Origin of the sequence: Negadavirga shengliensis (genome assembly GCF_042652345.1) — a bacterium.
Classification (GTDB): Bacteria; Bacteroidota; Bacteroidia; order Cytophagales; family Cyclobacteriaceae; genus Negadavirga; species Negadavirga shengliensis.
The window spans coordinates 38,509-50,473 of record NZ_JBHSJJ010000020.1; the positions used below are offsets into that span (position 1 = coordinate 38,509).

The 11,965-nt window shown below is 47.4% G+C and carries 6 protein-coding genes and 1 pseudogene; 4 read left to right on the top strand and 3 right to left on the bottom strand.

Annotated features, from left to right (window positions below; all coding sequences use genetic code 11):
• Positions 1–2 precede the first annotated feature (2 nt).
• The 3 genes from ACFPFU_RS23140 (at position 3) to ACFPFU_RS23150 (ending at position 4,124) form a co-directional block, all read left to right on the top strand.
• On the top strand, positions 3–1,058 hold the full coding sequence (locus ACFPFU_RS23140; protein WP_377068644.1) for an aldo/keto reductase: 1,056 nt from the start codon (positions 3–5) through the stop codon (positions 1,056–1,058).
• 27 nt (positions 1,059–1,085) lie between these two features.
• On the top strand, positions 1,086–2,399 hold the full coding sequence (gene fucP, locus ACFPFU_RS23145) for an L-fucose:H+ symporter permease (protein WP_377068646.1): 1,314 nt from the start codon (positions 1,086–1,088) through the stop codon (positions 2,397–2,399).
• A 375-nt stretch (positions 2,400–2,774) separates the two neighbouring features.
• Positions 2,775–4,124 carry a transposase gene (locus tag ACFPFU_RS23150; protein ID WP_377068648.1) on the top strand — a complete coding sequence of 450 codons (1,350 nt, stop codon included), beginning with the start codon at positions 2,775–2,777 and terminating at the stop codon, positions 4,122–4,124.
• Positions 4,125–4,332: 208 nt separating this feature from the next.
• On the opposite strand, the gene uxaC is transcribed toward ACFPFU_RS23150, so the two are convergent.
• Positions 4,333–5,766, bottom strand: a complete 1,434-nt coding sequence (gene uxaC, locus ACFPFU_RS23155; RefSeq protein ID WP_377068650.1) for a glucuronate isomerase — start codon at positions 5,764–5,766, stop codon at positions 4,333–4,335.
• Positions 5,767–6,178: 412 nt separating this feature from the next.
• Between uxaC and ACFPFU_RS23160 the strand changes: the two genes are divergently transcribed.
• The gene (locus tag ACFPFU_RS23160; protein ID WP_377068652.1) at positions 6,179–7,096 is read left to right on the top strand and encodes a sugar phosphate isomerase/epimerase family protein; all 918 of its coding nucleotides are present in this window, start codon (positions 6,179–6,181) and stop codon (positions 7,094–7,096) included.
• 67 nt (positions 7,097–7,163) lie between these two features.
• On the opposite strand, the gene ACFPFU_RS23165 is transcribed toward ACFPFU_RS23160, so the two are convergent.
• Positions 7,164–8,834 (bottom strand): RagB/SusD family nutrient uptake outer membrane protein, encoded by a 1,671-nt coding sequence (locus ACFPFU_RS23165; protein WP_377068654.1) that lies wholly within the window; start codon positions 8,832–8,834, stop codon positions 7,164–7,166.
• A gap of 25 nt (positions 8,835–8,859) precedes the next feature.
• Positions 8,860–11,870: pseudogene (locus tag ACFPFU_RS23170) on the bottom strand (SusC/RagA family TonB-linked outer membrane protein).
• Positions 11,871–11,965: the final 95 nt, after the last annotated feature.

The following is an 11,965-nucleotide window of genomic DNA, read 5'->3' on the forward strand; positions in this document are numbered from 1 at the left end:
CCTTGCGCCAGCTTACTGACATGATGAAATTACAACCTTTTGGAAATACCGGCCTTGATTTTCCCCCGCTGGTTTTTGGAAGCAGTGCCTTGGGCAATCTCTTCAAAGTTTATTCCCAGGAAGTTAAAAATGCCATTCTTGAAGAAAGCTTCAAGCACACTGAACCCCTGACCGTTTTTGATACCGCGGGGAAATACGGTGCAGGCCTTGCTTTGGAGGTGCTGGGCAATTTTCTCAAAAGCCACCCTATGCCCAAGGAGCGGCTGGTCATCAGCAATAAGCTGGGGTGGGTGAGGACACCTTTAAAAACGAAGGAACCTACTTTTGAGCCGGGAATATGGAAAGGGATACAGCATGATGCTGTTCAAAAAATAAGTTATGAGGGCATATTGGAATGTTTTGAAAAAGACAACCAACTCTTAGGACAGCATGTGCCCCAATTGGTTTCTGTCCATGATCCGGATGAATACCTAGACCAGGCCAGGACGGAAAGGGAAAAGAACAAGCGGTTTGGAGATGTACTTGGGGCATACAAAGCACTTGCTGAGCTCAAGAGCAGGGGCTTGGTGGCCGGTATAGGGGTAGGTGCCAAGAAATGGGAAACCATCCGGGAAATATATGATCATGTTAAGCTGGACTATGTGATGGTGGCCAATAGCCTGACCCTTATTTCCCACCCCACGGCTTTACTGGATTTTATCCACAGGCTCAGGATGGATAATGTCGGAATCATTAATGCCGCTGTCTTTCAATCAGGTTTTCTGGTGGGAGAGGACTATTATGATTACAGGCCCATAGATTATTCGGATTCCCAAGACCTCGAGCGGTTGGCATGGAGAAAATCATTTTTCGGGGTTTGTAAACAATACGAAGTCGATCCGGACCACGCCTGCATACAGTTCGCGTTGTCTGTTCCCGGGGTAAACAGCGTGGCATTGAGCATCACCGATCCCTCTTTAATAGTCAAAAATCTCCGCTCGGCTACCGAAAAGCTGCCCCAGGCTTTTTGGGATGAGTTAAAAAGCAAAGGGATTATACAAAAATTGGATTTCATATAACATACATCAATTACAGATACGATACCCATGAATCACCAAAGTAGCCCGCCAAAACCTGAACTGATAGCCAAGCAGGATTTTTGGCCATTTCTCCTCCTGACCACCTTGTTTATGCTATGGGGCGTCGCCCACAACATGACCGATACGCTCTTGGCCGCATTCAAAAGGATCATGAGCATGACGGATTTCCAGACTTCCTGGATACAGCTGGCCTTTTACGGATCCTATTTCTGTTTGGCGTTGCCTGCGGCTCTTTATATAAGGAAGTACACTTACAAATCAGGTATTCTCCTTGGATTGGGATTATTTGCCATAGGTTCCCTGCTTTTTTATCCCGCGAGCATTACCATGTCCTATGGGTTTTTCCTGTTTGCCTTGTATGTTTTAGCCGGGGGATTATCGATTCTGGAGACCGCGGCCAATCCTTACATTCTGGTAATCGGACCGCAGGAAACCGCTACCCAGCGGCTCAACCTGGCCCAATCATTTAATCCTATTGGGTCGATCATGGGGGTGTTTCTCAGCAAGGTTTTTATCCTTTCCAAACTCAATATGGCTGAGGCGGACGACAGGACCAGCATGGATCCTGAAGCATTGAAAGCCATCCAGGCGGAGGAGTTGGCCGGTGTGATGAACACCTATGTCGGAGTGGCGTTGTTTTTGGTGTTTGTATGGTTTGTGATCAGAGCCGTCCGGATGCCGGTGGCTTCGGAGACCGTTGAGGGCGATGGTGTGATTTCGGGATTCCGGCGTTTGGCTAAAAACAAGAATTATGTGAGAGGCGTAGTGGCCCAGTTTTTTTATGTGGGGGCCCAGATCGGAGTCTGGTCATTTACCATCCGGTATGTCATGGTTGAATTGGACCTCAAAGAAAGCGATGCTTCTGATTATTATTTAGTGGCACTGATCTTATTCGCACTGAGCAGGTTTTTATTTACCGCCCTGATGAAATTTTTCAAACCTTCCCTGTTGCTGGCATTATCTTCGCTGGTAGCCATAGCCTGTTGTTTGGTAGTCATTTATGCCAATGGCATGGTCGGGGTAATTGCTTTGGTGTTGATATCCCTATGTATGTCCCTGATGTTTCCTACGATTTATGGTTTGTCGGCAGAGGGTTTGGGCAAGGATACCAAACTGGGGGGATCAGGACTTATCATGGCCATTTTGGGCGGAGCATTGATCACAGCGGTACAGGGGCAGGTTTCCGATATCACGGGAAGTATACATCTGTCTTACTATGTGCCGTTGGTTTGTTTTGTGGTGGTGATGTATTTTGGTTTGTCGCATTACCGCAGAAAAAAAGCCAAGGTCCAACATCCACCGGTAAAAATGGTCCATTAGGAATAAAAAAAACCATTGCAAAGCGCAATGGTTTTTTTTCGACCGGTTTTCAGGTTTCGCTAACAAGTATGGCTAAATGACTTTGTGAAAACCCACGCCAAAATCCTGTAAAATTTACCCATAACGTCGGGGGATTTTCATCCCCGGGGACAATAATTCCACCCACTCCGCGGGTTTTAATGCTGTTTAAAATTTTTGATAATGAGCGTCAAAACCCAAGGGACATTATTTTAGGGCTCCTTGTAGATCATCCAAATATTTGATCTCCAGATAGTTAGGTAACGAAAATTTAACCAGAAAACCCCGAAAATAGTCCTTTAAAGGCTTTTTTCGGGGTTTTCTTTTTTGTATTTTGAGGTTGCAGAACAAAACACCATGAAAGATACCACCCAGCTCCCGCTTTTCAAAGACTTTGACGGATATTCTCCAAAGTATCATTTTTTCAAGAATTCATTGTTGGGCCAGGTCCACGACTCCCTGCCCTGGGACGGGCTGGCCTCCCTGTTGCCCGGCGAGGATACGGGACCGGGAGCCCCCAAATGGTTCGACGCCAAGGGTATGTTCGCACTGATGTTCCTGAAGGCCTATCTCAACGTCAGTGACAGGCAGCTCATAGAAAGGTTCAACACCGACTACAGCCTCCAGATGTTCTGCGGCAGGCTTTTGGCCGAGGACAAACAGATCAGGGATACCACCATTATGACCAGGATAAGAAAACATATTGAGGGGCACTGTGAATGGGAACAGATCCAGTCAGTGCTGCTGGACTGTTGGAAAAGGGATGTCAACAATACCCACGTCCTTCTTATGGACGCCACCTGTTATGAGAGCTATATCCGTTTCCCCACGGATGTCAAACTGTTATGGGAGAGCTGCCACTGGGTTTTCGAAAAACAGCTTTACAGGCTCTGCAGGATCCTTGGGACCAAAAGGCCCCGTTCAAAATACGTGGAACAGAAGAGGAAACAGCTTGCCTACTTCCGGAAAAGAAAGAACACTTATAAGGAGACCAAAAAGAGGCGCGAATCCCTTGTCTACCTTCTGGAAAAAGGGTTAAAACAGCTTCAGGAAGTCCTGGATGTGTCCAGGGCGGAATGTATGGGACCCGAAGACTTTTCCTGCCTGAGGACCGTCAAAAAGGTTCTGGTCCAGCAGGTTTTTCTCCTGGACCACCAGCCCAAAGAACTGAAGGACAGGATCGTTTCCCTCCACAAACCCTACGTGAGACCCATTAAAAGGGGCAAGGAAAACAAACCTGTGGAGTTCGGCATGAAGGTACACATGCTCCAGGTGGACGGGCTTTCCTTTCTGGATGCCATGAGCTTCAAAAACTTCAACGAAACCACGAGGCTGAAACTGTCGGTGCTGAAACACAAAACGGTGTTTGGCCAGACCTCACAGCTGGGGGCTGACCGGATATATGCCTCCAATGCCAACAGGAGGTACTGCACGGGAAACAAAATATTCACCTGTTTCCCCAAAAAAGGCCCGAAAAAGCACTCGAGGGCCGAACAGATGCTCAGCGGTGAAATAGCCAGACAGAGGGCCACTGTGATGGAAGGTGTGTTCGGAACCCACAAGGACCATTACGGGCTCAGGAAAATAAAGGTCAAAGGTGAGAAGCGCGAGAAACTGATGGTACTTTTTGCCACCATGGCAGCCAATGCGGTAAAAATCGCAAAAAGGAAACAGGAAAGACCACCCCCCGCAGACAGGGCAGCCTAAGCCGGAAGCACTCCAAAATTGCTTTGATGGGATAACTGCGCCCGATAGCCAAAAACCCCTCACCGAAGATACTCCCCGGAAAATAAATTGTATTTTTTCAATACATAATTGAACCAGAAATCAGCCAGGAAAACAGAAAAAAGCCACGAAGAGTGTCATCGCCCCTCTTCGTGGCTTTTTATAGATTAATTTTCCAAGGAGCCCTATTTTACACCTTATAAAACCCAAAATATTCACGGGCATTGTTATAGCAGATGTCTTCCACCATTTGGCCGAGCCAGGCTTCATCTGCGGGAAGCTCGCCGTTGCTGACATCTTCCCCTATCAGGTTACACAGGATTCTTCTGAAGTATTCGTGTCTGGGAAATGAAAGGAAGCTTCTGGAGTCGGTCAACATGCCCACAAAACAGCTGAGGATGCCCATATTGGAAAGGGCATTCATTTGCTTTTCCATACCGTCTTTCTGATCCAGGTACCACCATCCCGATCCAAACTGAACCTTGCCCTTTACGGAGCCGTCGTTAAAATTGCCCACCATGGTGGCCATGATCTCATTGTCAGCCGGGTTGAGGTTATACAATATGGTTTTGGCCAGCTGGTCACTGGAATCCAGGTTGTTGAGGTACTTGGCCAGGGACACACTTTGGGGGAAATCGCCGATGGAGTCAAATCCGGTGTCCGGTCCCAGCACCCTCAACATTCTTTCGTTTGCATTGCGCAAAGCCCCCAGGTGGTATTGCTGCGTCCACCCTTTGGCGTGGTACATTTTGCTCAGTTCGGTGAGGGTCGTGAATTTGAAGTACCTCACTTCTTCCGGATCGAGGATGTTCCCGTTCCTGATATTTTCGAATAATTTGCCGATGTTATGTTTCCCTTCTTCAAAGAAATACAGCTGTTCCAGCCCATGGTCGGACAGCCTGCCCCCGTTTTGGTGAAAATAATCCACGCGGTTTTCCAAAGCGGATAACAAGTCGCCATAGGAGCCAATGGTCGTACCACTGACTTCGGCCAGCTTGTCTATGTATTTATTGTAATTTTCAGGGTTTTCCACGGCATAAGCCTTATCGGGCCTGAAGGCGGGAAGCAGTATTAAAGGGATGCCTTTTTTCTTTGCTTCCCGGTGAAATTCCAGACCATCGACCGGATCATCTGTGGTACATACCACTTCCACATTCATTCTGGAGAGCAGTCCCCGCGTACTGTATTCTTTCTGCTGTAGCAAATGGGTGGCTTCTTCATATATTTCGTCCCCGGAGTCGGCAGTAAGCAACTGGTCGATCTCAAAATACCGTTGCAGCTCCAAGTGGGTCCAGTGGTACAAGGGATTCCTCATGGTATAGGGAACCGACGCTGCCCATTTTTGAAATTTTTCCCGGCCGGTGGCATCCCCGGTGATGTACTTTTCATCTACACCGAGTGTTCGCATGGCCCTCCATTTATAGTGGTCTCCTTCCAGCCAGATTTCAGTAAGGTTGTTAAACTGCCGGTCAGTGGCTATATCGTGAGGGGATAAATGGCAATGGTAATCGATGATGGGCATCTTCTTGGCATGATCATGATAAAGTCTTTTGGCAAAATCACTTTTCAAAAGAAAATCATCCGTCAAAAATGTATTTTTTGTAGGTTTAATCAAGCTATCCATTTCGTTTTATTTATTAAATTGGGGTAATATTAAAAATTTATTGTTTCAAATTCCAATGATTCTCTAAATTTAGACAATCGATTGCACAAAATAAACGGAACATTCGGAGAAATTGGGATCGGCGAGATATAATGTGCCGGATTTTGGTGTGGGAGCGCGTTAAAATTTGTCAACTGAAATCAATTGCTTTTCTTTTGATGAAGGGGCCAGTGTTATGTCAAGTAGGGTTTCGGATCATCCCCCTTAGTTTCGTAAGATGTCCAGGGTAGGCTGGGGGCAACCAGGCACTCTTGGAAACCAGCAGTTTTACAAGCAAATAGTTCGAAATACCATATTTGACTTAGTTAAATGACCGTGCCCCTGGCATTCTTTATATATAAAACAGTATGGTAAACTTTGATATAAACCGATTATGAATAGAAGAAGATGGTTGAAAGGTGGTGTGTGGATGGCGGCTGGCACCTGGTGTACAGGCGCCGTCTTGGCGCAGGACAGTCTTAAATCCCAACCCGGACGTAGTGCCAATAATTTGAAATTGAGTCTCAATGCCTATTCATTTAACGCGCTGTTGACGAAAGGAGAAATGTCTTTGGATGAACTGTTGGGATTCTGTGCCGGTCAGGGCTTTCAAGGGTTGGATTTAACGGCCTATTATTTTCCCGGATATCCTGATGTTCCGGAGGATGCTTTTTTATATGAGGTTAAAAGAAAGGCCCACCGTCTTGGCCTCCATATCAGCGGAACGGGTGTCAGAAACGATTTTACGCATTCGGACAAAAGCAAGAGAGATAAGGATATCCAGCTGGTAAAAAATTGGATTGTTGCCGCTGCCAAACTCGGAGCCCCTGTCCTCAGGATATTTTCCGGTACCCAGCCGGTAGCCGAAGAGGAGTGGGGCAAGGTGGCGGACTGGATGATTGACGACATCAAATCCTGCGTGGCTTTCGGGGCGCAGCATGGCGTGCTGGTTGCCTTGCAAAACCACAATGATTTTATCAAGACAGCGGATCAGGTCAATTTTGTTGTGGAAGCCGTGGATTCTAAATGGTTTGGGTTGGTTCTTGATATCGGGAGTTACTCCCAAAAGGAGCCTTATGAAGAAATTGCCCGTAATATAAACCATGCAGTGAGTTGGCAGATTAAAGAAAAGGTGAATCACTTTGGGAAAGAAGAAGACGTTGATCTGGAAAAACTGATGCGTATTATCAAAAACAGCGGATATCATGGATACCTGCCGGTTGAGACCCTGGGAGCGGGAGACCCCTATGAAAAAGTCAAATTGTTCCTTTCCAGAATAAGGGATACCATGAAATACCATGGGATGTTTTGATTCCTACCCGTGTAAAAGAAAGGGCCTGAAATCAATTCTGGCCCTTTCCATTTCAAATTATCTGAATTTAGTATCCGGGATTCTGGGGGAAATTTGCTTCGTTTCCCTCAGTGCGGTCTATTTGGTTTTGAGGGATAGGCCTTAACACATGGTAATCCTGGATTCCGGTGGCCTGTGGGTTATGGGTTGTAACCCTTTCTATCAGTAAGCCCCAGCGCTTGAGGTCCAGCCATCTTTGTTGCTCACCGATAAGTTCTCTGGCCCTTTCTTCTATTATCATTTCCATATCCATCTCAGCTGGTGAGATTTCCATCTCTGCTTCCCTGCCGGGAAATGCCGCTCTTCTTCTTACGGTATTTATGTTTTCCGTGGCTTCGGATATTTTCCCCTGCATGAGTTGGGATTCAGCCAGAAGGAGATAGGTCTCTCCCAATCTGAAGGCGATATAATCCCTGCCCCCTTCAAACTGGGTAAGATCGACCCTTCCCGGATCCATGTGTTTTCTCATGCTAGGAAAAAGTCTTTCGTTATAGGCACTCGGTACCAACACCTGATAGGGTTTTTGTGCCCTTTCTGATTCAGGCATTTCGTGTCCCGGGATGTATATGGCAGTGTCTCCCAAAGCAAATTCCACCTGCGATTTGGATTGGTCAAAATTCGTATTAAAGGTGCCGGGATTGTTGGAATAGTAGACATCCAGAAAGGTGTTGTAGTACCTGCTGTCATTTTCCCTGTCGGCGAATATGACATTATAGGTGTAATCTGTGGGCCTATACCGCTTAAACGGACGGCCATTTTCAGTATCCCTGCGCATTCCGGGCTGTACGTCGTATTCCATCAGAAAAAAGACATGGGCATTGTTGCCTCCGGCGTTGGTGAGGAGATTTCTGCTGTATTGAATGGCAAAAACCACTTCGCTGTTTACTTCGTTGCCAAAAGCGTGGATATCGCCGAAATTTTCCAGTAAGGTGAAGTCATAATTGTCAATTACACTTTGTAAGAGAGGCTCAGCTTTGGCATAGTCGTCGCTTTCCGCCGCCTCGGAGGTGGCCTTGGTAAGGTAAACTTTTCCCAAAAGATGTTCGGCAGCCGGACGTGTAGCCCTGCCATAATCGACGGATTGGGATGCAGCCTCCAAATGAGGAATGGCCTCTTCCAGGTCCTGAACGATAGCTGCATACATTTCAGGTACAGTGGACCTGTTTACCAAATTGGTCGGGACGGTGGTTTCACTGAGTTGAAGGTCTATTCCCCCAAAAAGCTGGGTAAGAATGAAGTAATTGTGTGCCCGTATGAATTTGGCCTCCGCTACCCTCTGATTCCGAACTTCTTCATCCATCCCTTCAACCCCCGGTGCTCTTTCTATGACGGCATTACAGGTATTGATGCCCTCATAAAACTGATCCCATAATTCCCTGATATGGGAGTTTTGCGAATCAAAATCAGAGGTATAGAAGTTCATGAATTTAAAAGCACCGTCAGCCCCGTTGGTATACGTATCCGTACCAAAGATCGTCAGGTTGTTCCCTCTTTCGGTGCCATACCAGGCGCGGAGAGAGCTGTAGGCAGCATTTAGGCCGTCGTTTAATCCGCTGGGCGTATTCAGGTAATCCGTTCCTACATTGGAAATGACTTTTTCTTCCAGCAACCCTTCACAGCTTACAGTAGCCCAGAAGATGGCTCCAATAAGCCAGACTTTGGAAGAGCGTGAAATTATGGTTTTTATATTCGTTTTCATTTTGGATACAATTGAAGTTAAATGATTAGAACCTGGCATTGATGCCGAAAGTGATCTGGGTTACAGCGGGGGATATGTTGGAGTTGATGACGCCTCCTTCCACTCCCTGCTCACCATCCACAAAGGTCTCCGGATCTATGCCGGCATGTCGGCTTCTGTATTCAGAGAAGATGAACGGCTGCTGAATACTGGTGTATATCCGAAGACTTTCCATTTTAAGCCTTTCGACCACTTGGGTAGGTAAGGTGTAGCCCAGGTTGATATTCCTGACTTTTAAAAATGTACCATCGAAATATTGCAGGGAAGACGAATATTTGGGGAATTCCTGGTTTTGGTTCGGGCGTGGATAGTCATTGGTGGGATTATCAGGCGTCCAATAATCCACGTTGAGATTATTATATCTGCCTGCCAAAGCATTGAATCCTCCTGTGTGGAAAGCACTTCGGATCATTGAACCAAACCTGCCAAATACAAAGAAAGACAAATCCACTCCCTTGTAAGAAAGCCGGTTGGTAATGCCTCCGGAGAAATCCGGCACCGGGGATCCGAGGATCTTCCGGTCGTCCGCATTGATACGCCCGTCGTTGTTGATGTCTTCTATTTTGATCTCACCCGGACGGTCACTGTATGATTCTGCCACATCGGCTTCATCCAGCTGCCAAATGCCGATCTTATTCCAGTCAAAGAAGACGGTGATGGGTTCACCTATAAAGCGCCCGGCACCTACGTCATCTCCATTGGCCAATTCTAAAATCTGCTCACGGTTGCGGTTAAAGATGAAATCCGTTGACCATCTGAAGTCCCCTCTATCTATATTGATGGTGCTTAATGTCAGTTCGATACCTCTGTTCTGGGTTTTACCGACGTTGGTGATAAAGCCGTCAAAGCCGGTTGAATTGGGCAACGGCTGAGGGGCAAGCAGGTCGGAGGTAGTGGTTACGTAATATTCCAGACTACCGGCAATCCTTCCCTGAGAAAAAAAGCAAAGTCCAACCCTGCGTTGGCCGTTGTGGAGGTTTCCCACCGCAGGTTGGGATTACCAATGGTGTTGGGCCGAAAACCGAAAGCCGCGTTTCCGCCAAATTCATATGCCGTCCTTGCCAACAGGGGCTGCGTTTGATAAGGATCAATTCCTTGATTACCGATAGAACCATAGCTGGTTCGCAGTTTAAGTTGGTCGAGGAAAGTACTTCCCTGAAGAAATCCTTCATCACCGATATTCCATCCCAAAGCTACAGAGGGGAAGTAGCCAAACCGGTTGTTTTCGCCAAACCTGGAGGAGCCGTCTGCCCGGATGGTTGCGGTTACCAGGTATTTCCCTTGGTAGTCATAATTCAGCCTTCCCATAAAGGACAATAAAGTCCATTGGATAAGCTCTGTTCCTGCTTCGGTGATCTGGCTGGCATCACCCAATCTGTGGAACAACTGACCTTCAGCAGGAACCCCCAAAACGTTGATGTTGGTAAACTCCCTGTTGTCCCTTTGCAAGGATTGTAAGCCTGTAAACTGGAAGGTATGGGCTTCATTAAAGGTCTTGGTATAGTTGATGATGTTTTCCAAAGTATAGTTCACCTGAAATTCTTCATCAATACTTCCGGTCGGGTCGCCGCCTCTTCTGGCATTGGTTTGGGCGCCGATAAACCTGCCACTCCTTCTGATGGTAATGTCAGGGCCAAAGTTTACGCGGAAATTAAGCCCCGGGGCAATGTCCCAAACCGCGTATACGCTGTTGAAAATCCTGTACCTTTTGGTCAGGTCCTCGTGTGCCCCAGGCACAATTTCAGCCAGCGGATTGGTTCTCAGGCCATCTTGGGTAGGGAAAAAGTTGATGGATCCATCTTCATTAAAAGTCCTTCCCAAGGGATTTTCCTGTAATGCCCCGCCCAATGGATTGAAGTTTTCCCCGTTCCTTTCACTGTAGGTGAATAGGGTGGAGGTACCGATCCTGAATTTATCATTCAGTTGGTGATCGATATTTGCCCGGAACGAGTACCGGCTGAAATCCTGTAGTTCCACGACCCCCACATCTCTGAAGAGGTTTCCGGAGAGGAAAAAGGTGGTTTTGTCACTTCCGCCCGAGACACTGATCTGGTGGCTTTGAATGGATCCCGTCCGGGTAAGGGCATCTATATAATCGAAACTTCTGCCCAGCGCGATGCTCTCCAATTCAACGGGTTCGAACAGCGTGGCATCCGCTTCCGGAGTGGCCGGTCCTTCCGGGTATTGGCCCACTGCCCTTCTGGATTCCCTTTTGTATTCCGCAAATTCTTCTCCGTTAAAATTCTGGATTCTCCCCAAACTTTGATTGACCCCGTAATACGAATCGACAGAGACGACGGTTTTACCCACTTCTCCTCTTTTTGTCGTGATAAGAACCACGCCGTTTGCCCCTCTGGAGCCATAAATGGCGGTGGCGGAAGCATCTTTCAACACCTCCATAGATACAATATCCTGGGGGTTAATATCATTTATACCGCCTGCTATGGGGATGTTATCCACCACATACAGCGGATCGTTTCCGGCATTAAAAGACCTGCGCCCTCTGATACGTACCTGGGGCTCTGCACCGGGCTTGCTGCCGGCTTGGGTGACGTCTACCCCTGTAGCCCGCCCTTGCAGGGCCTGCCGGGCATCGGTGATGGGGAGTTCAACGATTTCCTTGTTGCCCACGGAGGAAATTGCGCCCGTCAACTGGGATTTTCGGGCCGTACCATACCCGACCACTACCACTTCTTCCAGATCCGAAAGATCGGGTTGGAGGGTAACGTTTATTTGGGACTGGTTGCCGATTTCGATTTCCTGGGAGGTATATCCAATAAAGGAAAATACCAAAGTGGCATCGGCAGGAGCGGAAATGCTGTAATTGCCATCCATATCCGCTGCGACTCCTGTGGAAGTACCTTGGACCAGGACGGATGCACCCGGGATAGGAGCACCGTTTTCATCTGTGATCTGGCCACTTACCTGCACGTCTTGTGCAAACAAATGGCAACTTAAATTCAGCAGGAACAATATTAGCCCTGCTTTTAAGTACATCATTTTTGACATAACATTTGGTGTTTATTGTAATTGGTTAGGTTGATTTCGGTAGTTGTACCTAGGGGTGATTGGGGGGTGGAGCAGTCTCCCGG